Source organism: Enterobacter chengduensis (assembly GCF_001984825.2).
GTDB classification, from domain to species: Bacteria; Pseudomonadota; Gammaproteobacteria; order Enterobacterales; family Enterobacteriaceae; genus Enterobacter; species Enterobacter chengduensis.
In genome coordinates this window covers 707,598-731,177 of the sequence record NZ_CP043318.1, presented here as the reverse complement: position 1 = coordinate 731,177, position 23,580 = coordinate 707,598, and the positions used below count along the sequence as shown (strand labels likewise).

The window sequence follows — 23,580 nt, the reverse complement described above, 5'->3', positions numbered from 1 at the left end:
CATGGGTACATTAGCGTTAGCGGCAAAAATCACCCACGTTCCGTCGATGTACCTCTCCGAGCTGCCGGGCAAAAACCACGGCTGCCGCCAGGGCGCCATCGACGGGCATAAAGAAATCAGCAAGCGCTGCCGCGAGCTGGGCGTGGACACCATCATCGTGTTTGACACCCACTGGCTGGTGAACAGCGCCTACCACATCAACTGTGCGGACCATTTTTCGGGCGTCTACACCAGCAACGAGCTGCCGCACTTTATCCGCGACATGACCTACGACTACGACGGCAACCCGGAGCTGGGCCAGCTGATCGCCGACGAGGCGGTAAAGCTCGGCGTGCGCGCCAAGGCGCACAACATCCCGAGCCTGAAGCTGGAGTACGGCACGCTGGTGCCGATGCGCTACATGAACGCGGATAAACGCTTCAAGGTGGTCTCCATCTCGGCCTTCTGCACGGTTCACGACTTCGCCGACAGCCGCAGGCTGGGCGAGGCCATCGTCAGCGCCATCGAAAAATACGACGGCACCGTGGCGGTGCTCGCCAGCGGCTCGCTGTCGCACCGCTTTATCGACGACCAGCGCGCCGAGGAAGGGATGAACAGCTACACCCGCGAGTTCGACCGCCAGATGGACGAGCGGGTGGTGAAGCTGTGGCGCGAGGGCCAGTTCAAAGAGTTTTGCAACATGCTGCCGGAATACGCCGACTACTGCTACGGCGAGGGCAACATGCACGACACGGTGATGCTGCTGGGCATGCTCGGCTGGGACCAATACGACGGCAAGGTGGAGTTTCTCACCGAGCTGTTCGCCAGCTCCGGCACCGGCCAGGTCAACGCCGTTTTCCCGCTGCCCGCTTAAGGAGCCATCATGCCGCACTTTATTGCTGAATGTACCGACAACATCCGCGAGCAGGCCGACCTGCCGGGGTTGTTCGCCAAAGTGAACGAGGCGCTGGCCGCGACCGGCATCTTCCCGATCGGCGGCATCCGCAGCCGCGCCCACTGGCTGGACACCTGGCAGATGGCCGACGGCAGGCAGGATTACGCCTTCGTGCATATGACGCTGAAGATTGGTGCCGGGCGCAGCCTGGAGAGCCGGGAAGCCGTGGGGGAGATGCTGTTTGGGCTTATCAAAGCGCATTTTGCCGACCTCATGGCCGCCCGCTATCTGGCGCTGTCGTTCGAGCTCGACGAGCTGCACCCGACGCTCAATTACAAACAAAACAACGTGCACGCGTTGTTTACGTAATACCGCTCGATCTGTCCCCTCTCCCTCAGGGAGAGGGAGAAAAAAACATAAAACAGGATATCGCCATGCTCGATAAACACACCCATACCCTGATCGCCCACCGCCTGCATCAGGCGGAACAATCCCGGGAGCAGATCCGCGCGATCTCGCTGGACTACCCGACGATCACCATCGACGACGCCTACGCCGTCCAGCGCGAATGGGTAAACCTGAAAATCGCCGAAGGCCGCGTGCTGAAGGGCCACAAGATCGGCCTGACCTCCAAAGCGATGCAGGCCAGCTCGCAGATTAGCGAGCCGGACTACGGCGCGCTGCTGGACGACATGTTCTTCCACGACGGCAGCGACATTCCCGTCGATCGCTTTATCGTCCCGCGCATTGAAGTGGAGCTGGCCTTCGTGCTGGCAAAACCGCTGCGCGGCCCGAACTGCACGATCTTCGACGTCTACAACGCCACGGACTACGTCATTCCCGCGCTGGAGCTGATCGACGCCCGCTGCCACAACGTTGACCCGGAGACCCAGCGCCCGCGCAAGGTGTTCGACACCATCTCCGATAACGCCGCCAACGCGGGGGTGATCCTCGGCGGCCGTCCGATTAAGCCCGACGAGCTGGACCTGCGCTGGATCTCCGCCCTGCTCTACCGCAACGGCGTGATCGAGGAGACCGGCGTGGCCGCAGGCGTGCTAAACCACCCGGCGAACGGCGTGGCGTGGCTGGCGAACAAGCTGGCGCCGTACGACGTGCAGCTTGAGCCGGGGCAGATCATTCTCGGCGGCTCGTTTACCCGCCCTGTACCGGCCAGCCGGGGCGACACTTTCCACGTCGACTACGGCACCATGGGCTCCATCAGCTGCCGCTTTGTTTAGGAGAGACGCATGCAAAACGCATTTAAAGCGGCGCTGAAGGCGGGCCGTCCGCAAATTGGGCTATGGCTGGGGCTGACCAGCAGCTACAGCGCCGAACTGCTGGCCGGGGCTGGCTTCGACTGGCTGCTGATTGACGGCGAGCACGCGCCGAACAGCGTGCAGACCGTCCTGACCCAGCTGCAGGCCATCGCCCCTTATCCGAGCCAGCCGGTGGTCCGCCCGGCGTGGAACGACCCGGTACAGATCAAACAGCTGCTGGACGTCGGCGCGCAAACCCTGCTGGTGCCGATGGTGCAAAACGCCGACGAGGCGCGGCTGGCGGTACGGGCCACCCGCTACCCGCCTGCGGGCATTCGCGGGGTGGGCAGCGCGCTGGCTCGCGCGTCGCGCTGGAACCGCATACCGGATTACCTGCAGCAGGCCAACGACGCCATGTGCGTGCTGGTGCAGATCGAAACCCGCGAGGCGCTGAAAAACCTGCCGCAGATCCTCGACGTGGAAGGCGTCGACGGCGTGTTTATCGGCCCGGCGGATCTCAGCGCCGACATGGGCTTTGCCGGCAATCCGCAGCACCCGGAGGTCCAGGCCGCCATCGAGCAGGCGATCGCGCAGATCCTCAGCGCGGGCAAAGCGCCCGGCATCCTGATGGCCAACGAGGCGCTGGCAAAACGCTATCTCGAGCTCGGCGCGCGGTTTGTCGCCGTCGGCGTTGACACCACCCTGCTCGCCCGCGGCGCGGAAGCGCTGGCGGCACGCTTTATCGAAAACCCGGTTACGTCAGTTAATAACAATAAATCCGTCTACTAAACGTAAGATCTGGAGCGCACCATGACGACCTCTAACCTGCAAACCCATGATAATGAAGCTGTTGAACAACGCGCCATTAGCAAGCTGTTCCGACGTTTAATCGTGTTTCTCTTTATCCTGTTTGTTTTCTCGTTTCTTGACCGCATCAACATCGGCTTTGCCGGGCTCACGATGGGTAAAGATCTGGGCCTCACGTCAACCATGTTTGGCCTGGCCGCGACGCTGTTTTACGTCACCTACGTGCTGTGCGGGATCCCGAGCAACATCATGCTGGCGAAGATCGGCGCGCGGCGCTGGATCGCCGGGATCATGGTGGTGTGGGGCATCGCCTCCACCTGCACCCTATTCGCCACCAGTCCTGAAACCCTCTACGTGCTGCGCATGCTGGTGGGCATTGCGGAAGCGGGCTTCCTGCCGGGGATCCTGGTCTACCTCACCTGGTGGTTCCCGGCCTATCACCGCGCCCGCGCCAACGCGCTGTTTATGATCGCCATGCCGGTCACCATGATGCTCGGTTCGATCCTCTCCGGCTACATTCTGGCGATGAACGGGCTGTGGAACCTGAAGGGCTGGCAGTGGCTGTTCCTGCTGGAAGGGCTGCCGTCGGTGGTGCTCGGCGTCGTGACCTGGTTCTACCTTAACGACACGCCGGACCAGGCCACCTGGCTGGACGATGACGAAAAGCAGGCGCTGAAAACGATGATCGCCCGCGAGCAGGAAATGGCGATTGCGCATGCCGCCACGCCGCGCTCGACGCTGCGCGAAGTGCTGACGCCCGCCGTGCTGCTCTACACCCTCGCCTACTTCTGCCTGACCAACACGCTGAGCGCGATCAACATCTGGACGCCGCAGCTCCTGCAGAGCTTCAACACGGGGAGCAGCAATATCGTCATTGGCCTGCTGGCGGCGATCCCGCAGTTTTGCACCATCCTCGGAATGATCTGGTGGAGCCGCCGATCCGACAGGCTGAAAGAGCGAAAAAAGCACACCATCCTGCCGTACCTGTTCGCCGCGGCGGGATGGATGCTGGCCTCCGCCACCGACCACAGCCTGGTCCAGCTGCTTGGCATCATTATGGCCTCAACCGGATCGTTTACCGCCATGGCGATATTCTGGACCACGCCGGATCGGGTCATTAGCCTGCAGTCCCGGGCGGTGGCGCTGGCGGTGATCAACGCTATCGGCAACGTGGGCTCCGCCGTCAGCCCGCTGCTGATCGGCATTCTGCGCGACGCGACCGGCAGCTTCAGCTCCGGGCTGTGGTTCGTGGCCGGGCTGCTGGTGGTCGGCGCGCTGGTGCTGACGCGCATTCCGATGACGCAGCGGGATCAACAGAGGAACGACCGTGTGCCAGAGCCCTATCGCCAACATTGATATCAGCAGGGAGTACGACGAAAGCCTGGGCACCGACGACGTGCACTACCAGTCGTTCGCGCGCATGGCGGCCTTTTTTGGCCGCGACATGCAGGCGCATCGTCACGACCAGTATTTTCAGATGCACTTTCTCGATACCGGGCAGATTGAGCTCCAGCTCGACGATCACCGCTACTCGGTGCAGGCCCCGCTGTTCGTGCTCACGCCGCCGTCGGTGCCGCACGCGTTTATCACCGAATCCGACAGCGACGGGCACGTGCTGACGGTGCGCGAGGATCTGATTTGGCCGCTGCTGGAGGTGCTCTACCCCGGCACCCGGGAAGCGTTTGGCCTGCCGGGGATCTGCCTCTCGCTGGCGGATAAGCCGGACGAGCTGGCGGCGCTGAAGCACTACTGGCAGCTGATTGCCCGTGAGTCCACGGAACAGCTGCCGGGAGGCGGGCACACGCTGGTCCTGCTGGCGCAGGCGGTGTTTACCCTGCTGCTGCGCAACGCGAAGCTCGACGACCACGCCTCAGGCGGCATGCGCGGCGAGCTGAAGCTGTTCCAGCGCTTTACCCAGCTTATCGACACGCACTACCACCAGCACTGGACGGTGCCGGAATACGCCAGCGAGCTGCACCTGACCGAATCCCGCCTGACCGATATCTGCCGCCGCTTCGCCAACCGCCCGCCGAAGCGGCTGATCTTCGACCGCCAGCTGCGGGAAGCCAGGCGGCTGCTGCTCTTTTCCGACAGCGCGGTCAGCGAGATTGCCTGGCAGCTGGGGTTTAAGGATCCGGCCTATTTTGCCCGCTTTTTTAACCGCCTGGTGGGGTGTTCGCCCAGCGCGTATCGGGCGCAGAAAGTACCGGTTTCCCCTGTTCCCCTCACCCCTGCCCTCTCCCAAAGGGAGAGGGAGTAATCGTCCCCTCTCCCTTTGGGAGAGGGTTAGGGTGAGGGAAATCACACTCTGCGATCTCTCGCGAAAAGTACCCGCCGTTGTCCCAATCGTCCCTTCACGTCCCGCCCCTCTCACGCTTCAATTAAACAACAAAAACAAAACATAAATTTAACATCACCATTCCGATACGAGGTCCCCATGAAGCCTGAAGAGTTCCGCGCCGATGCCAAACGCCCGTTAACCGGCGAAGAGTATTTAAAAAGCCTGCAGGACGGGCGTGAGATTTATATCTACGGCGAGCGCGTCAAAGACGTCACCACCCATCCGGCGTTTCGCAACGCGGCGGCCTCCATCGCGCAGATGTACGACGCGCTGCACAAGCCGGAGATGCAGGACACCCTGTGCTGGGGCACCGACACCGGCAGCGGCGGCTATACCCACAAGTTCTTCCGCGTGGCGAAAAGCGCCGACGACCTGCGCCAGCAGCGGGACGCCATCGCCGAGTGGTCGCGCCTGAGCTACGGCTGGATGGGCCGCACGCCGGACTACAAGGCCGCGTTCGGCTGCGCGCTCGGCGCCAACCCGGCGTTCTACGGCCAGTTCGAGCAGAACGCCCGGAACTGGTACACCCGCATCCAGGAAACCGGCCTGTACTTCAACCACGCCATCGTGAACCCGCCTATCGACCGCCACAAGCCAGCGGATGAGGTAAAAGACGTCTACATCAAGCTGGAGAAAGAGACCGACGCCGGGATTATCGTCAGCGGCGCGAAAGTGGTGGCCACCAACTCGGCGCTGACCCACTACAACATGATCGGCTTCGGCTCCGCGCAGGTGATGGGCGAAAACCCGGACTTCGCCCTGATGTTCGTCGCGCCGATGGATGCCGAGGGCGTCAAGCTCATCTCCCGCGCCTCCTACGAGATGGTGGCGGGCGCGACCGGATCCCCGTACGACTATCCGCTCTCCAGCCGCTTCGACGAGAACGACGCGATCCTGGTGATGGACAACGTGCTGATCCCGTGGGAAAACGTGCTGATCTACCGCGATTTCGACCGCTGCCGTCGCTGGACGATGGAGGGCGGTTTCGCCCGCATGTACCCGCTGCAGGCCTGCGTGCGTCTGGCGGTGAAGCTCGACTTCATTACCGCCCTGCTGAAGAAATCCCTGGAGTGCACCGGTACCCTGGAGTTCCGCGGCGTGCAGGCGGATCTCGGCGAAGTGGTGGCCTGGCGCAACATGTTCTGGGCGCTGAGCGACTCCATGTGCTCCGAAGCCACGCCGTGGGTCAACGGGGCGTATCTGCCGGATCACGCCGCGCTGCAAACCTACCGCGTGATGGCGCCGATGGCCTACGCGAAGATCAAGAACATCATCGAACGTAACGTCACCTCCGGGCTGATCTACCTGCCTTCCAGCGCCCGGGACCTGAACAACCCGCAGATCGACCAGTATCTGGCGAAATACGTGCGCGGCTCCAACGGCATTGATCACGTCGAACGCATCAAGATTTTGAAGCTGATGTGGGACGCCATCGGCAGCGAGTTTGGCGGTCGCCACGAGCTGTATGAGATCAACTATTCCGGCAGCCAGGACGAAATTCGCCTGCAGTGCCTGCGCCAGGCGCAGAGCTCCGGCAACATGGACAAGATGATGGCGATGGTCGACCGCTGCATGTCCGAATACGACCAACACGGCTGGACGGTGCCGCACCTGCACAACAACAGCGATATCAACATGCTGGATAAGCTGCTGAAATAGCGCAGCGGGAGGTTGCAATGCAATTAGATGAACAACGCCTGCGTTTTCGCGACGCGATGAGTAGCCTGTCGGCTGCGGTCAATGTGGTCACTACCGAGGGGGAGGCGGGCCGCTGCGGCATCACCGCCACCGCCGTCTGCTCGGTCACGGACACCCCGCCGTCGGTGATGGTGTGCATCAACGCCAGCAGCGCCATGAACCCGGTCTTTCAGGGCAACGGCAGGCTGTGCGTTAACGTGCTGAACCACGAACAGGAGATCGTGGCGCGCCACTTCGCCGGGATGACCGGTATGGCGATGGACGAGCGCTTTGCCCTCTCCTGCTGGCAGAAAGGCCCGCTGGCGCAGCCGGTGCTCAAGGGCGCGCTCGCCAGCCTTGAAGGCGAGATTAGCCAGGTGCAAACCATCGGCACGCATCTGGTTTATCTTGTTGAAGTTAAAAACATCATCCTGAGCGACGCGGGACACGGCCTGATCTACTTTAAGCGCCGCTTCCACCCGGTCATGCTGGAGGCGGAAGCCGCCGTCTGATCCCCACCCGCGCTGGCCTTTTATCCGGCCAGCGCGGCTTTCTGCAAAAAATCCTAAGGTTTCCGCTAAATCACGCCGTTATATAACCATAAGAGAAATTTTCTGTGACTGAATACTGACGCCACCCGTCAGCGCATCCGCATCATTCAGCGCAAACCTAATATACAGGATGACCTTATGGCTAAAACGACGCGGAGCCGCTCGGCTGAACGTCTGGTCGATATTCTGGTTGAGCTACATTTAAACGGTGTGGTAAACCGCAGTGCGCTAATGGAGAAATTTAATATTACCGAGCGCACCGTTTACCGGGATTTAAATGCCCTCTCCCCCATTGTTGAACATACCGGTAACGGGCTATATCGGCTCATCCATTCGGCACAATCGCCCGGCGGACAAGGCCTGCATCACACCCTTGCTAACTTCCTGAATGCTGATAGCTTTTTCCCTGAAAGAAATACGGAATTCTGGCAAAAGCTTGAAGCGCGCGTAGACGAAAACCATATTCTTATTCTTGCGAATGAAGCCGAACACACGGTACAGCGTGATATTCGCCGTCATTTAACAAAGATTGAGAAATCGATTAAAAACCATAATGTTTGTCAGATTGTTTATAAGGGTAAAACCCGTCTGATTAATCCCTATAAACTCATTAACAAAAAAAATATATGGTATTTACAAGCCACCGAAAATAGCCGCCTGAAATCCTTCTCTCTGAGCCAGCTTAGCTGGTTTGATATTCAAAAAACGACCTTCACCCCGGAAGAAAATGTCCTTGAACTGCTGGAAAAAAGCCTCGATCCCTGGGTATCTGAAGATACTTTCGCAGTGAAAATATTTATCAAGGATAATATTTCACATTACTTCCTGCGCCGCGATCTGCTGCCGGAACAGGAGCTGCTGGAGGAGCAACAGGACGGCGTCACGCTGCGCTGCCGGGCGGCCCACGAGAACCAGATCCTGCCGCTGCTGTTCTACTGGCTGCCCCATATTCAGATTCTGGAACCGAGCTGGCTGAAGGAGAAACTCATCAGGACGCTGGAAGGCTATCTGGCCGTGGAGCGTAGCCCGGCTAATCAAGTGATCTCAATCACATAATTTCGCCCACCGGCGGCGAGCCGTAACCGCTCGTCGCCACCTTTGACCGTTCACCTGGCACTTTCAACCTCTCATTCATTTACCGTCCTTTACACGCGCGCGGATCTGGCACGATCGCTCCAGCATTAATCAATACCTCCTCACAACGAACCCTGACCCTTTTTTCTTTACATAAAAAACCAGGTCTTACTATGGATACTAAAAAACTACTGAAGCACGTGCCCTGGGCCTTACTCGGGATCCTCGGCGCTTTCTGTCTGGCGGTTGTCGCATTACGCCGGGGCGAACACGTAAGCGCCCTGTGGATCGTGGTCGCGTCCGTTTCCGTCTATCTTGTGGCTTATCGCTACTACAGCCTGTACATCGCGCAGAAGGTCATGAAGCTTGACCCGACGCGCGCCACCCCGGCGGTCATTAACAATGACGGCCTGAACTACGTGCCGACCAACCGCTACGTGCTGTTTGGCCACCACTTTGCCGCTATCGCCGGTGCGGGCCCGCTGGTTGGCCCGGTACTGGCCGCGCAGATGGGCTACCTGCCGGGTACCCTGTGGCTGCTCGCTGGCGTGGTGCTGGCGGGTGCGGTGCAGGACTTTATGGTGCTGTTTATCTCGTCTCGCCGTAACGGCGCCTCTCTGGGTGAGATGGTCAAAGAGGAGATGGGCCGCGTGCCGGGGACCATCGCGCTGTTCGGCTGCTTCCTGATTATGATCATCATCCTCGCGGTGCTGGCCCTGATCGTGGTGAAAGCGCTGGCCGAAAGCCCGTGGGGGGTCTTCACCGTCTGCTCAACCGTGCCGATTGCGCTGTTCATGGGGATCTACATGCGATTCCTGCGCCCGGGACGCGTGGGTGAAGTGTCGGTGATTGGTATCGTGCTGCTGGTAGCCTCCATCTACTTCGGCGGCGTGATTGCGCACGACCCGTACTGGGGCCCGGCGCTGACCTTCAAGGACACCACCATCACCTTCGCGCTGATTGGCTATGCGTTTATCTCCGCGCTGCTGCCGGTCTGGCTGATTCTGGCCCCGCGCGACTACCTGGCGACCTTCCTTAAAATCGGCGTGATCGTCGGTCTGGCGATCGGCATCCTGGTGATCAACCCGGATCTGAAAATGCCTGCGGTAACGCAGTACATCGACGGTACCGGCCCGCTGTGGAAAGGTGCCCTGTTCCCGTTCCTGTTCATCACCATCGCCTGCGGTGCGGTCTCCGGCTTCCACGCCCTGATTGCGTCCGGTACCACGCCTAAGCTGCTGGCGAACGAGAAAGACGCGCGTCTGATCGGCTACGGCGCGATGCTGATGGAGTCCTTCGTGGCGATCATGGCGCTGGTTGCCGCGTCCATCATCGAACCGGGTCTTTACTTCGCGATGAACACCCCTCCGGCGGGCCTCGGCATTACCATGCCAAACCTGCACGAGATGGGCGGCGACAACGCGGCGATGATTATGGCCCAGCTGAAGGACGCGAGCGCGCACGCGGCGGCGACCGTTAGCTCCTGGGGCTTCGTGATTTCGCCTGAGCAGATCATGCAGACCGCGAAGGATATCGGTGAACCGTCCGTGCTGAACCGCGCCGGTGGTGCGCCTACGCTGGCCGTCGGTATCGCACACGTGTTCCACAAGGTGCTGCCGTGGGCGGACATGGGCTTCTGGTACCACTTCGGTATTCTGTTCGAAGCGCTGTTCATCCTGACCGCGCTGGACGCCGGTACCCGTGCGGGCCGCTTCATGCTGCAGGATCTGCTGGGTAACTTCGTGCCGTTCCTGAAGAAAACCGACTCGCTGGTGGCGGGCATTCTGGGTACCGCTGGCTGCGTCGGCCTGTGGGGTTACCTGCTGTATCAGGGCGTGGTCGACCCGCTGGGCGGCGTGAAGAGCCTGTGGCCGCTGTTCGGTATCTCTAACCAGATGCTGGCCGCCGTAGCCCTGGTGCTGGGCACCGTGGTCCTCGTGAAGATGAAGCGCACCAAATACATCTGGGTCACCGTGGTCCCTGCGCTGTGGCTGCTGCTCTGCACCACCTGGGCGCTTGGCCTGAAGCTGTTCAGCGCCAACCCGCAGCTGGAAGGCTTCTTCTTCATGGCGAATCAGTACAAAGAGAAGATTGCCGCAGGCGGCGCGGATCTCACCGCGCAGCAGATTGCCAACATGAACCATATCGTGGTGAACAACTACACCAACGCGGGTCTGAGCATTCTGTTCCTGGTGGTGGTGTACAGCATCATCTTCTACGGCATCAAGACCTGGCTGAAGGTGCGTAACGCCGACGGTCGTACGGATAAAGAAACCCCGTACGTGCCGGTGCCGGAAGGCGGCGTGAAAACTTCTTCACACCATTAATCCGCAATCCTCCCCCTCTCCCTTTGGGAGAGGGTTGGGGTGAGGGGAACACAAGCCCAGCGGACTCACATCGCCGGGCTTTTCCTGTCTGGAACCCACAATGTTTGGTAACTTAGGCGAAGCAAAAAAATACCTCGGTCAGGCGGCGAAAATGCTGATTGGCATTCCGGACTATGACAACTACGTTGAGCATATGAAGACCAACCATCCGGATAAGCCGTACATGACCTACACCGAATTCTTCCGCGAGCGTCAGGAAGCGCGCTACGGCGGAAGTGGAGAAGGCGGCGTCCGCTGCTGCTAAAGGAGAGACCATGACCCCGATTGCCGTTACCCTGCTGACCGGTTTTCTCGGCGCCGGAAAAACCACCCTGCTGCGCCACATCCTGAATGAACAGCACGGCTTCAAAATCGCCGTCATCGAAAACGAATTTGGCGAAGTCTCCGTAGACGACCAGCTGATTGGCGATCGCGCCACGCAGATCAAAACCCTGACCAACGGCTGCATCTGCTGCACCCGTTCTAACGAGCTGGAAGACGCCCTGCTGGACCTGCTCGACAGCCGCGACCGCGGTGAAATCGACTTCGACCGCCTGGTGATCGAGTGTACCGGCATGGCCGACCCCGGCCCGATTATTCAGACCTTTTTCTCGCACGAGATCCTCTGCCAGCGCTACCTGCTGGACGGCGTCATCGCCCTGGTCGACGCGGTCCACGCCGACGAGCAGATGAACCAGTTCACCATCGCCCAGTCTCAGGTGGGCTACGCCGACCGCATCCTGCTGACCAAAACCGACGTGGCGGGCGAAAGCGTTAAGCTGCGCGAGCGGCTGACGCGCATCAACTCCCGCGCCCCGGTTTACACGGTGACGCACGGCGATATTGACCTGTCTCAGCTGTTCAACACCAACGGCTTTATGCTGGAAGAGAACGTCACCGCGAAACCGCGCTTCCACTTTATGGCAGACAAGCAAAACGACGTGACGTCGATTGTGGTGGAGCTGGACTACCCGGTGGATATCAGCGAGGTTTCACGCGTGATGGAGAACCTGCTGCTGTCGTTTGCCGACAGGCTGCTGCGCTACAAGGGGATGCTGTGGATCGACGGCGAACCAAACCGCCTGCTGTTCCAGGGCGTGCAGCGCCTGTACAGCGCCGACTGGGACAGACCGTGGGGCGATGAAGCGCCGCACAGCGTGATGGTGTTTATTGGCATCCAGCTGCCGGAAGAAGAGATTCGCGCGGCGTTTGCGGATCTGAAAAAATAACCGCCCTGCTTCCCCTCTCCCCCGTGGGGAGAGGGTTAGGGTGAGGAGCGAGCGGTAAACTTATTTCAACGCCTCCGGCAGCGTCACAATCCACAGTTCGCTGTCGGATTCCGGCTTCTTCAGCGGCTTCACGCTGAGCGTGGTTGCAACCGGCTTATCATCCAGCGTCAGCGTGCCCTCCGCGTTCACCCGATAATCCTTGAGCTTCTTGCCCTCGACCGGGTGTTGCATCGCCACCTTCACGCCAAAGTCGTTATCGTTCGCTACCGCAAGCCGTTTGCTGTCGATCAGCGCCAGCCCTTCGGCCTTCTCCTGCTGCCAGCCCAGCGCGCGCAAATCCACGACCTGCGTTTTTGCCGCAAGCGTTATGCCGCGCTGCGCCAGGGTTTTCTCATCATCAAACTCCGGGTACTCGCCCGGCTTGTCGAAGGCGCTCAGGTCGCTCGCCTTGCTGAGATCCACCTTGTAGATGATATTGCGCATCCCGTCGTTTTTATCGCTGCCCTGCTCAATCAGCAGGATGTGCTGATCATCAAGCGCGACAATGTCGCCGATTTTGGCGTCGCTGTTTTTGTCGTAGGCCGCGCTGTCGATCGGGTAACCGTACATCGCGGTCTTGCCGGTCGCCGGGTCGAAGCTCACCAGACGCGTAAACAGCGCCTGCTTTTTGCTTTTACCGTCGATGTCCAGCGTGCTCTGCACGGCGGCGATAATGCGTCCGTCCGGCATACGGGTCAGGCCCTCAAAGCCCCGGTTCGGCTGGCGCCATTTGATAATATTTGGCAGACCGCCCGCGATGGATTTCTCGCCTTCCGCCGCCTGCGGGCCGTGGATCGCCAGGATCTTCCCTTTGCTGTCGACGTTAATCAGGAACGGGCCATACTCGTCGCACAGCCAGTAGCCGCCCTTGCCGTCCGGCGTGATGCCTTCCGTATCCAGCCCGCGGTTGTCACCCTTGAGGATCTTGAGGGTATCGCTGAACGCCACTTCGTTGGTGGAGCCAATCACGCCGCTTTGCAGCGGCAGGCCGTTAATCTCGCCTTTATCGTCATGCAGCGGGCGGGCATCCACAGCCTCCGCTTTGCCGTTCTGCACGCGGATGGTCATCAGCAGCGGCGCGAAATCCGGCGTGACGAATATTTTGGCTTCGTTTTTACCCATTTTTGGCGCATCGGCGTTTGGACCGCGATCGGTCACGGTCGCAAAGGTCAGAGCATCGCCCTGCTTGCCCGTAAAGAGCAGGCCAGAACCAATGCCCACGGGAAGACCGTCAGGAAACGCATCGGCAAACGCGCCGCTGTACTTCACGTGTGAGCCTTCAGGGAAGCTGACGAGATAGCGCTCAGCGGTGGGCTGCGCCGCCAGGCCAGAGAAAGAGAGCGCACAGCCGATAAGCACAGGAATAATTTTTCTTTTCATATTGTTAGCGTCCAGTGAGTGAAGCCAACAACGTAAAGAATAAACGTGTCAGAAAAATGACATGGAGAGGACAGCGGATCGGCGCAACGAGACGTATATTCTTCCCCAGAAATGTAAACCTGTGTCTTTATCTGTGACAACTGAAACACTTTTGGAAACTATTAGAAATTCTATTAATGCGTTTCAAAGCAATTTCCCCCGGTTCGTTCAGCCTGTGTTTAGTCAAAATGCTGAACCTTCCCTAAACGCGACCTCATTACGTATTGACTCTCTGCCTTCCAAACATTTACCCAACATTTAAAAATCAGAAAACCAACAAAATCAGCATAAAAACGCGACATGACTCACATTTGCAGTCATAAACATCCCTTGTTAAGGTGCCCTCAGATTACTTTTGACGACGAGGAAATACTCATGAAAAAGCTGAACATTCTCATCCTGTCTGCTCTGACCGCCGTCTCCGGCTCCGCACTCGCCATGGGTGGCAGCATTGAGCAGGGTAAAAACTTTACCAACCTTAATGTGGAAATGGGTAAATCGACCTCCGGTCTGTACACCGAAGGCAGCTGGCTTAAAAATACCGATGACGGCACCACAACCGGTGGCGTGGGTGCAGGCTACAACTTCGAAGTTGGCCCGGTAATGTTGAACGCGGGCGCTAAGGCCCTCTACGTTGGCCCGAAAAAAGGGGATAACGGCGTGGCATTCCCAATCGGCGGGGGCGTGAGCGTTGCCCTGACCGACAGCATCAAGGTATTCGGTGAAGGTTACGTTGCGCCAGACGGGCTGAACAACAGCGTCAAAAACTACGTTGAAGCGAACGGTGGCGTCAGCTGGACCCCAATCAAACCTGTGACCCTGAAAGTGGGTTACCGCCACGTGAGCGTGGATGGCAAAGACGGTCGTCCAAACCACACGCTGATTGACGGCGCATACGTGGGCGGCGGCGTGTCCTTCTAAGGCGGTATTGCGCGTTTCGCCCGGCGGCGCTACGCTTGCACGGGCCTACAATAAATTGTGCAATGTATTAATACTGCTGCACATTGTAGGCCGGGTAAGCGCAGCGCCACCCGGCAAGAAAGGCGATGACGTTATTTACGCACCACCACCAGCTTCTGGTTCACAAACTCTTTGATCCCCAGATCCGACAGCTCGCGTCCGTAACCGGAGCGCTTCACGCCGCCGAACGGCAGCTCTGGCGCGGTATCGGTGAGCCAGTTGATATACACCATCCCGGTCTCAATCCGCGACGCCATTTTCTTCGCGCGCTCGATATCCTTGCTGAATACCGCCCCGCCCAGACCGTAGTGCGAGTCGTTCGCCAGGGCGACCGCTTCATCATCGCTTTTCACCACGTAAATCTGCGCCACCGGGCCGAAGAACTCTTCGAAGTACGCCGGATTGTCGCGGGAGATATTCGTCAGGATAGTCGGCTCGAAGAAGCTGCCGTCGCGCTGCACCGGCTTGCCGCCATAGTGCAGCGTGGCGCCGTTTTTCACCGCCTCGTTAACCTGTTTGGTCAGCGTTTCCAGCGCGTCCTTAGACGACAGCGGCCCCAGCGTGGTGCTTTCGTCCAGCGGATCGCCAATCTTCACCTGCTTAAACGCCTCGGTGAATTTGCTCAGGAAGGCATCCGCAATCTTTTCATGCAGGATAAAGCGCTTCGCCGCGGTACACACCTGCCCGGCGTTGTTGAGCCGCGCATTCACGCCAATCTTCACAGCTTTGTCCAGGTCCGCATCGTCCAGCACCACGAAGACGTCGTTACCGCCCAGCTCCAGCGTGGATTTCTTAATGTGCTTCGCCGCCTGCGCGGCCACGACGCTGCCGGCCTTTTCGGAACCGGTCAGCGCGGCACCCTGCACGCGATCGTCGGCGATGATGTTTGCCACCTGTTCGGACGAGATGAACAGGTTAGTCCACGCCCCTTCCGGCGCGCCCGCCTCGCGCACCAGGTGCGCAAAGGCCTCGGCGCAGTGCGGCACGATGCTCGCGTGTTTAGCCAGAACGGGGTTACCCGCCGCCAGGTTTGGCGCCAGAACGCGCATCAGCTGGTAGTACGGGAAGTTCCACGGCTCAACGGCCATCAGCACGCCGATGGGGTGATGCTCCACCCACGCTTCCCCGAGTTCAGAGTCGTACTTCACCGGGGCAAGGAACTGCTTCGCGTTGTCGGCGTAGTAGCGGGCAATCTGTGCGCATAGCTTCACCTCGCCGCGGCTCTGTTCGATGAGCTTACCCATCTCCTGGCTGGCGATTTTCGCCAGTTCCTCCACGCGCTCGTCGATAAGGTCAGCAAGCTTGTGCAGTACCGGCAGGCGCTGGTTGATGTCGCCCTTTGCCCAGTCTGAATGATAAAGGGCATCGGCCGCCTTCAGCGCCGCTTCAATATCCGCGTCGGTATGTGAGGGGTATTCTTTGATGAGCTGGTTAGTGGCAGGATTTACTGTCTGATAAGCCATATCGAATCTCCATGTTTTACCGCTTAGGGTATTAAGAGTAGTCAACATGACTGGCTTCGGGCGTAAAGTTGGGCATATCCGGAAGGTTCTTAATAACGCGCTGCTGGCGAAAGGTTCACGCGGCGCAAAAAAAGCATCATGTATTTTGAAAAACACATTCACGAAAAGAATATATTGACGCCATTGATACACGTAAGCCATTGATTTAGATCTATTTTTTTAGTGATTGATATCTTTGCCCATGATAAAAAGAGGGTTTTAAATCATCACTGAAATGCCTGCATCAAAGGCAAGGATGCTTTATGACCTCACTGAACTTCTCCCAAACGGCAGCCTTTATCTGGTCTGTCGCAGATTTGCTGCGCGGCGATTTTAAACAGTCTCAATATGGCCGCATTATTCTCCCCTTTACCCTGCTGCGGCGTCTGGAGTGCGTGCTGGAGGAGACCAAAGACGCCGTCGTTGCCGAGGCTGCAAAAGTCCGGACATCTTCCCTGCCTGAAGAGGCCAAAGAAAAATTAATCCTCCGCGCCACCAATGGCCTGACGTTTTTTAACGCCTCGCCGCTCAACCTGAGCAAGATGGGGCAGAATGACATCCAGGCCAACCTGGAAAACTACATCCAGTGCTTTTCCAGAGACGCGCGGGAAATTTTCGAGCACTTTAAATTCAGCGAATTTATTGGTCTGCTGGACGATGCCAACCTGCTCTACAAGATCGTGCAGAAGTTTGCCACCACCGACCTCAGCCCGCAGGCCATCTCCAACCACGAAATGGGCCTGGTGTTTGAGGAGCTGATCCGCCGTTTTGCGGAAAGCTCCAACGAAACCGCCGGAGAGCACTTTACCCCGCGCGACATCGTGCGCCTCACCACCTCGCTGGTCTTTATGGAGGATGACGAAGCGCTCACCAGGGAGGGCATCATTCGGACCCTCTATGACCCGACGGCGGGCACGGGCGGCTTTCTTTCGTCCGGGATGGAATACGTCCACGAGCTGAATCCGAAGGCGGTGATGCGCGCGTTTGGGCAGGAGCTGAACCCGGAGTCGTACGCCATCTGCAAAGCCGACATGCTGATCAAAGGTCAGGACGTCAGCCGCATCAAGCTGGGGAATACCCTCTCTAACGATCAGCTTCCTGCCGACCGCTTCGATTACATGCTGTCGAACCCGCCGTTTGGCGTGGACTGGAAGAAGATCGAAGCGGACATAAACAACGAGCACCGCAAAGGGTTTTCGGGGCGCTTCGGGCCCGGCCTGCCGCGCGTGTCCGACGGCTCGCTGCTGTTTCTGCTGCACCTGATCAGCAAAATGCGCGATGCGGATACCGGCGGGCGCATTGGGATCATCCTCAACGGCTCTCCTCTGTTTACCGGCGGGGCGGGCAGCGGCGAAAGCGAGATCCGACGCTACATTCTTGAGGCGGATCTGCTGGAAGGGATCGTCGCGCTGCCCACCGACATGTTCTACAACACCGGGATCGCCACCTACGTGTGGATCCTGTCGAACAAAAAAGCGGCTGAGCGTAAGGGCAAGATCCAGCTGATCGACGCCAGCAGGCTCTACAGCAAAATGCGTAAGTCGCTGGGCTCTAAGCGCAACATGATGAGCGAGGAGGATATTCGGCTCATCACCCGCACCTTTGGCGACTTTGAGGTTGCGGAGGCGAAAAACGCCGAGGGCGAACGCATCCTCGCCAGCAAGATATTCAGCAGCACCGACTTTGGCTTCCGCCGTCTGACCATTGAGCGCCCGCTGCGTTTAACGGCACAGGTCACGAATGAATCCATTGCCGCGCTGCGCTTTGCGCCAAAACCGCTCAATGCCCCGATGGCGTGTCTGTACGACGCGTTCGGCGCCTTCTGGCAGGACGAGAACTACGGCAGCTTTGCGGCGTTCGAGCCGGAAGCGCGCGCCATTATCAAAGCCGAATTCCCCGAGCTTAAAGAGAAGCAGATTAAAGATCTGCTCGACGCATCGCTGTGGCAACGCCAGCGCGCGCTGATGGTCAAAGCGCAAACAATCCAGACGGCGCTGGACGGTAAAGCGGGTGGAAAAGCGCTGCCGAGCGATGATTTCAATCAGTTCCAGCTGACGCTCAAAGAGGCGCTTAAAAACGCCGCCGTGAAGCTCGATGCCAAAGAGCATAAGCAGCTTATCGAGGCGATCGCCCGCAAAAACCCGGACGCGGAGTCGGTCGTTAAAAAAGTCCTCAGGGAAGATGCGCAGCCGCTGTACGGCGCGTTTCCGTATCGCGGTCAGGTAGTGGAATTTGAGCAGGACGGCGACCTGCGCGACAACGAAAACGTGGCACTCGATCCGTCTGTTTCGACCAGCGATTTGATTGAACGCTACGTGAAGGCGGAGGTGCTGCCGCACGTGCCGGACGCCTGGATTAACGCCGACAAGCGCGACGCCCGCGACGGCGAGGTTGGGGTCGTTGGGTACGAGATTCCGTTTAACCGGCATTTTTATGTGTATAAGCCACCGCGCCCGCTGGAAGAGATTGACGCGGAGCTGGATGCGCTGAGCGCGGAGATTATGAAGCTGCTGCAGGAGGTACACTCCTGATGGCTAAGTATAAGGCGTATCCGGAATATAAGGATTCTGGGGTTGAGTGGTTAGATTCGATACCCAAAAATTGGAGGCAAACTCAAGTAAAATATGGATTTAATGTTACTTTAGGGAAAATGCTCCAAAAAACCAAACAATCGTTTTCCGATGAATTGAAGCCTTACCTAAAGGCTCAAAATATACAACCTAATGGTATAGATTTAGATATTGTTGATAAAATGTGGTTTTCGTCTGATGAAAAGAAAAAAATTAAAGCTAAATATTAATGACGTTCTGGTTAGTGAGGGTGGTGATGTTGGCCGCGCTGTAATATGGAAAGCTGAATTAGAAGAGTGTTACATTCAGAATGCAATAAACCGAGCACGGCCATTATCAAACAATTCATCCTCATTTTTTTATTACTGGATGGTTTTCTTAAAGTCATCAGACTATATCAATATAATATGTAATAAAGCTACTATCGCGCATTATACAGCTGAAAAACTTGAATGCACCCCAATTTTCTTGCCAGATGAAAAACAGCAAGAAATAATTTCAATATTTCTAAATGATGAAACCGCAAAAATCGACACCCTAATCCAAAAACAGCTCCAACAAATCGACCTCCTCAAAGAGCGCCGCACCGCCCTCATCTCCGCCGCCGTCACCGGCAAAATCGATCTCCGCGACTGGACGCCTCCTGCCAGCAGTCCTGAGGAATCTCCCACCGCTGAGGAGGCTACCGCATGATCGCCGACGTCACCAAAGAATCGAACCTGCAGGCCGATATCATCCAGCAGATGTGCCAGAACGGCTGGATCCCCGGCAAAGGCGAGCAGTACGATCGCGAACGTGCGCTCTACTCTCAGGATGCGCTGACCTTTGTCCAGACCACCCAGCCGCAGGAGTGGGAAAAATTTACCCGCATCTATCCCAACGATACCGAGCGTCATTTTTTAGATGCGCTGGTCGCGCAGCTTAAAAAAGCCGATACCAACGCCACCGACGTTCAGTCCCGTCATTACGGCACCCTGGGCGTGCTTCGCCACGGCATCCGAAGCCATAGCGCGCGCTTTTTCCTGTGCCAGTTTAAGCCGGACCACAGCCTCAATCCGGACACCCTTGCGCGCTATCGACAAAATATCTGCCGCATCGTACCGGAGCTGGTTTACAGCCCGAATGCGAACGGCACCGAGACGGAGGTAAAAGCCAAACGCTGGCGCATCGACCTGGTGCTGTTAATCAACGGCCTTCCCGTCGCCACGCTTGAGCTGAAATCCGAGTTTAAGCAGACGGTCAACAGCGCCATCAACCAGTATAAGAAAACCCGCCTACCAAAGGATCCGGCGACCAATAAGCCGGAACCGCTGCTGACCTTCAAGCGCGGCGCGCTGGTGCATTTCGCCGTCAGCCAGTATGAGGTCTATATGACCACCAGGCTGGCGGGAGATGACACCTTTTTCCTGCCGTTCAACAAAGGCACCAAAGCGGGCGGCGCGGGTAACGACATCCCGGAAGATAGCCAGCAGTACGCCACCAGCTACCTGTGGAACGAGGTACTGCTCCCCGACAACCTGCTGAAAATCCTTGCCTGCTTTGTGCATCTGCAAATTGAGGAGAAAGAGAGCTGGGACGGTAAAAAGGTCAAAAAAGAGAGCCTGATCTTCCCGCGCTACCACCAGTGGGACGTGGTGAACAAGCTTATCGCCGCCGCAGAGGAAGAAGGCACCGGCAACAAATACCTTATCCAGCACAGCGCCGGATCCGGGAAGTCGAACTCGATCGCCTGGACGGCGCATCAGCTCGCGTGCCTGCACGATAAAAAGGGTGAAAAACGCTTCCACTCGGTGATCGTGGTGACGGACCGCACCGTGCTCGACGATCAGCTCCAGGACACGATCTATCAGTTCGAACATGCGGATGGCGTGGTTGGCCGCATCAACAACCGTGAAGGTGATGGCTCGAAATCGGAGAAGCTTGCCAGCGCGCTGGAGCACTCGCAGCCGATTATTATCGTGACCATCCAGACCTTCCCGTACGTGCTCAAAGCCATCGAAAACAGCACCCGCCTGAAGGAAAGAACCTACGCAATCATCGCTGATGAAGCGCATTCGTCCCAGAGCGGCTCTACGGCGCGTCAGCTAAAGGAAGTGCTGATGAGTGAAGGGGCCAGCGACGACGTGGTCCTTACCTCAGAGGATATCCTCGACGCCACCCTTGCCGCCCGCAGCGGAAGCCCGAACCTTAGCTTCTACGCCTTCACCGCAACGCCAAAGGCGAAAACCCTGGAGCTGTTTGGCCGTCGACCCAGCCCCAACGAACCCGCGTCGAGAATCAACAAGCCCGTGGCGTTTCACGTTTATTCCATGCGCCAGGCCATCGAGGAGGGCTTTATCCTCGACGTGCTGAAGAACTACACCAATTACAAAGTGGCCTATAAGCTGCTGCAAAAAATCGGTGATAAGGACCAGGAAGTGGACAGCAACCGGGCGAAGATCAGGCTCAGTCAGTGGGTAGCGTTGCACGAGCATAACGTCTCGCAAAAGGTCATCGTCATCGTTGAGCACTATCGTCAGCACGTTATGCATCTGCTTGGCGGACAGGCGAAAGCGATGGTGGTGACCAGCTCGCGCAAGGCGGCGGTGCGCTACAAGCTGGCTTTTGATAAATACATCGCGGAAATGGGCTACGGGAAAATCGCCGCGATGGTGGCGTTCTCAGGCGAAGTCGAGTTCCAGGAAAATGACATGAGCGACCTCGCACTGCTGCACCAGAAATTTACTGAAATCAGCATGAACCCGGCGCTCAAGGGCCGCGATATGCGAAAGGCGTTTGATAGCGATGACTATCAGGTCATGCTGGTGGCCAACAAGTTCCAGACCGGCTTTGACCAGCCGAAGCTGTGCGCCATGTACGTCGATAAGGCGCTGGGCGGCGTGGAGTGCGTCCAGACGCTGTCGCGTCTTAACCGTACTTATCCCGGTAAAAAGGAATCAGGCACCTTTGTGCTTGATTTTTATAATGAACCTGACGATATCCTGTCCGCCTTTCAGCCCTACTATCAAACGGCAGAGCTAACCGATGTTAGCGATCCGTACCTGGTGTTCGATCTGTACGAAAAGCTTCGCGCCAGCGGCATATTTTTATGGAACGAGGTTGAACAGCTGTGTGAGGCTTTTTACAGCAAGAAGAAGTCGAATGCGACGCTCAGCAATATTTGCCTGCCCGCGGTAAACCGCTGGCGAATGCGTTATACCTCAGCGAAAGAGGCGTATATCAGCGCTAAACAGATCTATGAGTTAACAAAAAGGGACTCCCCTAATCCCATTTTGCTGGCAAACGCGGAAAACAGTTTTAAAGCCTGCAAGCAGGAAAAAGATCGTCTGGAGATCTTCAAAAAAGATCTTGGCAGCTTTGTACGCTTTTACGAATTTATGTCGCAGATCGTCGCCTACGATGACAAGTCGCTGGAGAAGTTAAGCCTGTATTGTCGACACCTCCGCCCCTTACTGCGTGAAGAGTCGGTCGATGAAGATGATGTCGATCTTTCCAACGTTGAGATGAGCCACTATCGGCTTTCAAAAATCCAGGAGCAGCATATTAAGCTTCAGGAGGAGGCGGCAGAGTATAAGCTCAACCCAGTTAATGACGTCGGCACCGCAAAAGCAAAAGATAAAAAAGAGGAGTTTATGTCGCAGGTGCTGTCGCAGCTTAACGAGCTGTTTATCACCGAAAACCTGACCGACAAAGATATGCTCAACTATGCCTTTGTGGTTTACGATAAGCTCGCAGAGAACAACATCGTAATGACCCAACTCGACAATAACACCCGTGAGCAGGCCATGCTGGGCGACTTTCCTAAAGCCATTGATGATGCCGTGATGGACAGCAACGACGCGCACAGGGAGATGATGATGCAGTACTTATCGTCGCCTGAAGTTGCCAAAGGCTTTGCTCACCTGATGTATGACATAGCAAAAATGCGCAGGGAAATGGCTCATGAGTGATATTCAACTTTTTCGCTATAGTGCAAGCGGCGTAAAAGAGCTCTCAGGTAAAGCAGCAACCATCGAAAAAGAGCTGCAATCGCTGATCGAATCCCGAATGGAGATCTTTCTCGGGGTTCGTTTTCTCTACAGTGAATACAGCACCGGTAAGACCCACCGTGGGCGCATTGATTCACTCGGGCTGGACGAAAATAACTGCCCGGTTATTATCGAATACAAACGTCACAGCAACGAAAATGTCATCAACCAGGGACTGTTTTATTTAGACTGGCTTCTCGATCATAAGGCTGAATTTAAGTGGCTGGTGATGGAGAAGCTCGGCAAAGAAACGGCAGAGGCGATCGACTGGTCAGGCACGCGTTTGCTCTGTATTGCCGCTGATTTTAATAAGTATGATGAACATGCCGTTCAGCAAATTAACCGCAATATCAGCCTGATTCGTTATAAGCTTTTTTCTGACGATCTGCTGATGTTCGAGCTGGTCAACGCCGTTGTTGAGAACGCCTTTTCTGAAGCGGCAACCGAAACATTACCCTCCGCAATTGGCAAGCGCAATACGCGAACGCATAGTGAACAGCTCGCCAGCGCGTCCACAGAATTAGCCCTTCTTTTCGAACAGCTAAAAAGTTACGTCCTGTCTCTCGGCGATGAGGTGCAGTACAAAGAGCTGAAGCTGTACGGCGCCTTCCGTCGTCTGCGGAATTTTGTCTGTGCCGGGGTTTACCCCGTAACCGATCCGCATATCCGTTTGTGGTTGAAACTGGATCCTGAGCATATTCAGTTTGAAGAAGGCTTTAGCCGGGATGTGACTCACATCGGCCACTGGGGAACAGGCAACGTTGAACTCGCTGTACGCAATGAACATGACCTGATGAAAGCTAATCTACTCATCGAAAGGGCGTATCAGGAGAATTGATGCTGATTTGTTCATGACAGGAGTGTTACATTCTTTTTGTCATCATGCG

Annotated in this window: 20 protein-coding genes; 18 read left to right on the top strand and 2 right to left on the bottom strand. The window is 57.3% G+C overall.

Translation table 11 applies throughout. The annotated features are described in order from the left end of the window. Nucleotide 1: 1 nt before the first annotated feature. The 12 genes from hpaD to yjiA all read left to right on the top strand — a co-directional run bounded on the left by hpaD (nt 2) and on the right by yjiA (nt 12,175). Entirely contained in the window at nt 2-853 is an 852-nt protein-coding gene (gene hpaD / locus FY206_RS03560; protein ID WP_032643952.1) for a 3,4-dihydroxyphenylacetate 2,3-dioxygenase, read from the top strand. A 9-nt stretch (nt 854-862) separates the two neighbouring features. Next, nucleotides 863-1,243, top strand: a complete 381-nt coding sequence (locus tag FY206_RS03555) for a 5-carboxymethyl-2-hydroxymuconate Delta-isomerase (protein WP_032643951.1) — start codon at nt 863-865, stop codon at nt 1,241-1,243. Between the two features lie 65 nt (nt 1,244-1,308). Continuing rightward, nucleotides 1,309-2,112 carry a 2-oxo-hept-4-ene-1,7-dioate hydratase gene (gene hpaH, locus FY206_RS03550; RefSeq protein ID WP_032643950.1) on the top strand — a complete coding sequence of 268 codons (804 nt, stop codon included), beginning with the start codon at nt 1,309-1,311 and terminating at the stop codon, nt 2,110-2,112. A 9-nt stretch (nt 2,113-2,121) separates the two neighbouring features. After that, nucleotides 2,122-2,919 (top strand): 4-hydroxy-2-oxoheptanedioate aldolase, encoded by a 798-nt coding sequence (hpaI, locus tag FY206_RS03545; RefSeq protein WP_032643949.1) that lies wholly within the window; start codon nt 2,122-2,124, stop codon nt 2,917-2,919. A 21-nt stretch (nt 2,920-2,940) separates the two neighbouring features. After that, on the top strand, nt 2,941-4,293 hold the full coding sequence (hpaX, locus tag FY206_RS03540; protein WP_032643948.1) for a 4-hydroxyphenylacetate permease: 1,353 nt from the start codon (nt 2,941-2,943) through the stop codon (nt 4,291-4,293). After that, nucleotides 4,265-5,197 carry a 4-hydroxyphenylacetate catabolism regulatory protein HpaA gene (gene hpaA / locus FY206_RS03535; RefSeq protein ID WP_032643947.1) on the top strand — a complete coding sequence of 311 codons (933 nt, stop codon included), beginning with the start codon at nt 4,265-4,267 and terminating at the stop codon, nt 5,195-5,197. Before hpaX ends, hpaA begins: the two co-directional genes overlap by 29 nt. A gap of 177 nt (nt 5,198-5,374) precedes the next feature. Next, on the top strand, nt 5,375-6,937 hold the full coding sequence (gene hpaB, locus FY206_RS03530) for a 4-hydroxyphenylacetate 3-monooxygenase, oxygenase component (RefSeq protein ID WP_077064147.1): 1,563 nt from the start codon (nt 5,375-5,377) through the stop codon (nt 6,935-6,937). A gap of 17 nt (nt 6,938-6,954) precedes the next feature. Further along, on the top strand, nt 6,955-7,467 hold the full coding sequence (locus tag FY206_RS03525) for a 4-hydroxyphenylacetate 3-monooxygenase reductase subunit (protein WP_032643945.1): 513 nt from the start codon (nt 6,955-6,957) through the stop codon (nt 7,465-7,467). A gap of 177 nt (nt 7,468-7,644) precedes the next feature. Then, nucleotides 7,645-8,562 (top strand): helix-turn-helix transcriptional regulator, encoded by a 918-nt coding sequence (locus tag FY206_RS03520; protein ID WP_032643944.1) that lies wholly within the window; start codon nt 7,645-7,647, stop codon nt 8,560-8,562. Nucleotides 8,563-8,753: 191 nt separating this feature from the next. Further along, the gene (locus tag FY206_RS03515) at nt 8,754-10,907 is read left to right on the top strand and encodes a carbon starvation CstA family protein (RefSeq protein ID WP_032643943.1); all 2,154 of its coding nucleotides are present in this window, start codon (nt 8,754-8,756) and stop codon (nt 10,905-10,907) included. A 100-nt stretch (nt 10,908-11,007) separates the two neighbouring features. Continuing rightward, nucleotides 11,008-11,211: a YbdD/YjiX family protein gene (locus FY206_RS03510; RefSeq protein WP_003856610.1), complete on the top strand. Its 204-nt coding sequence runs from the start codon at nt 11,008-11,010 to the stop codon at nt 11,209-11,211. Between the two features lie 10 nt (nt 11,212-11,221). Further along, nucleotides 11,222-12,175, top strand: coding sequence for a GTPase (yjiA, locus tag FY206_RS03505; protein ID WP_032643942.1), 954 nt, complete (start codon nt 11,222-11,224; stop codon nt 12,173-12,175). 60 nt (nt 12,176-12,235) lie between these two features. On the opposite strand, the gene FY206_RS03500 is transcribed toward yjiA, so the two are convergent. Beyond that, the gene (locus FY206_RS03500; protein WP_032643941.1) at nt 12,236-13,594 is read right to left on the bottom strand and encodes an esterase-like activity of phytase family protein; all 1,359 of its coding nucleotides are present in this window, start codon (nt 13,592-13,594) and stop codon (nt 12,236-12,238) included. 414 nt (nt 13,595-14,008) lie between these two features. Here FY206_RS03500 and FY206_RS03495 point away from each other — a divergent pair, with 414 nt between their 5' ends. After that, complete coding sequence (locus FY206_RS03495; protein WP_032643940.1) at nt 14,009-14,554, top strand: YfaZ family outer membrane protein; 546 nt, start codon at nt 14,009-14,011, stop codon at nt 14,552-14,554. A gap of 131 nt (nt 14,555-14,685) precedes the next feature. Here the strand turns inward: FY206_RS03495 and FY206_RS03490 are convergent, their stop codons facing one another. After that, nucleotides 14,686-16,056 carry an NAD-dependent succinate-semialdehyde dehydrogenase gene (locus FY206_RS03490; RefSeq protein WP_032643939.1) on the bottom strand — a complete coding sequence of 457 codons (1,371 nt, stop codon included), beginning with the start codon at nt 16,054-16,056 and terminating at the stop codon, nt 14,686-14,688. A gap of 302 nt (nt 16,057-16,358) precedes the next feature. Between FY206_RS03490 and FY206_RS03485 the strand changes: the two genes are divergently transcribed. From FY206_RS03485 to FY206_RS03465, 5 genes are read left to right on the top strand one after another with little or no spacing between them, the layout of a single operon-like run. Continuing rightward, entirely contained in the window at nt 16,359-18,626 is a 2,268-nt protein-coding gene (locus tag FY206_RS03485; protein WP_032643938.1) for a type I restriction-modification system subunit M, read from the top strand. Then, entirely contained in the window at nt 18,626-18,895 is a 270-nt protein-coding gene (locus FY206_RS03480) for a restriction endonuclease subunit S domain-containing protein (RefSeq protein WP_077064146.1), read from the top strand. Before FY206_RS03485 ends, FY206_RS03480 begins: the two co-directional genes overlap by 1 nt. Further along, nucleotides 18,864-19,358 (top strand): restriction endonuclease subunit S, encoded by a 495-nt coding sequence (locus FY206_RS03475; RefSeq protein WP_077064145.1) that lies wholly within the window; start codon nt 18,864-18,866, stop codon nt 19,356-19,358. Before FY206_RS03480 ends, FY206_RS03475 begins: the two co-directional genes overlap by 32 nt. Beyond that, complete coding sequence (locus FY206_RS03470) at nt 19,355-22,615, top strand: type I restriction endonuclease subunit R (protein WP_032643937.1); 3,261 nt, start codon at nt 19,355-19,357, stop codon at nt 22,613-22,615. The genes FY206_RS03475 and FY206_RS03470 overlap by 4 nt, the downstream gene beginning before the upstream one ends. Further along, on the top strand, nt 22,608-23,531 hold the full coding sequence (locus FY206_RS03465; protein ID WP_032643936.1) for a DUF5655 domain-containing protein: 924 nt from the start codon (nt 22,608-22,610) through the stop codon (nt 23,529-23,531). The genes FY206_RS03470 and FY206_RS03465 overlap by 8 nt, the downstream gene beginning before the upstream one ends. Nucleotides 23,532-23,580 lie beyond the last annotated feature (49 nt).

Coding starts and splice junctions, on each gene's coding strand:
- FY206_RS03475 (WP_077064145.1), top strand. CDS start 18,864: ATGAAAAGAAAAAAATTAAAGCTAAATATTAATGACGTTCTGGTTAGT.
- FY206_RS03500 (WP_032643941.1), bottom strand. CDS start 13,594: ATGAAAAGAAAAATTATTCCTGTGCTTATCGGCTGTGCGCTCTCTTTC.
- hpaX (WP_032643948.1), top strand. CDS start 2,941: ATGACGACCTCTAACCTGCAAACCCATGATAATGAAGCTGTTGAACAA.
- hpaH (WP_032643950.1), top strand. CDS start 1,309: ATGCTCGATAAACACACCCATACCCTGATCGCCCACCGCCTGCATCAG.
- FY206_RS03520 (WP_032643944.1), top strand. CDS start 7,645: ATGGCTAAAACGACGCGGAGCCGCTCGGCTGAACGTCTGGTCGATATT.
- FY206_RS03525 (WP_032643945.1), top strand. CDS start 6,955: ATGCAATTAGATGAACAACGCCTGCGTTTTCGCGACGCGATGAGTAGC.
- yjiA (WP_032643942.1), top strand. CDS start 11,222: ATGACCCCGATTGCCGTTACCCTGCTGACCGGTTTTCTCGGCGCCGGA.
- FY206_RS03515 (WP_032643943.1), top strand. CDS start 8,754: ATGGATACTAAAAAACTACTGAAGCACGTGCCCTGGGCCTTACTCGGG.
- FY206_RS03510 (WP_003856610.1), top strand. CDS start 11,008: ATGTTTGGTAACTTAGGCGAAGCAAAAAAATACCTCGGTCAGGCGGCG.
- FY206_RS03470 (WP_032643937.1), top strand. CDS start 19,355: ATGATCGCCGACGTCACCAAAGAATCGAACCTGCAGGCCGATATCATC.
- FY206_RS03465 (WP_032643936.1), top strand. CDS start 22,608: ATGAGTGATATTCAACTTTTTCGCTATAGTGCAAGCGGCGTAAAAGAG.
- FY206_RS03485 (WP_032643938.1), top strand. CDS start 16,359: ATGACCTCACTGAACTTCTCCCAAACGGCAGCCTTTATCTGGTCTGTC.
- hpaD (WP_032643952.1), top strand. CDS start 2: ATGGGTACATTAGCGTTAGCGGCAAAAATCACCCACGTTCCGTCGATG.
- FY206_RS03480 (WP_077064146.1), top strand. CDS start 18,626: ATGGCTAAGTATAAGGCGTATCCGGAATATAAGGATTCTGGGGTTGAG.
- FY206_RS03495 (WP_032643940.1), top strand. CDS start 14,009: ATGAAAAAGCTGAACATTCTCATCCTGTCTGCTCTGACCGCCGTCTCC.
- hpaB (WP_077064147.1), top strand. CDS start 5,375: ATGAAGCCTGAAGAGTTCCGCGCCGATGCCAAACGCCCGTTAACCGGC.
- FY206_RS03555 (WP_032643951.1), top strand. CDS start 863: ATGCCGCACTTTATTGCTGAATGTACCGACAACATCCGCGAGCAGGCC.
- FY206_RS03490 (WP_032643939.1), bottom strand. CDS start 16,056: ATGGCTTATCAGACAGTAAATCCTGCCACTAACCAGCTCATCAAAGAA.
- hpaI (WP_032643949.1), top strand. CDS start 2,122: ATGCAAAACGCATTTAAAGCGGCGCTGAAGGCGGGCCGTCCGCAAATT.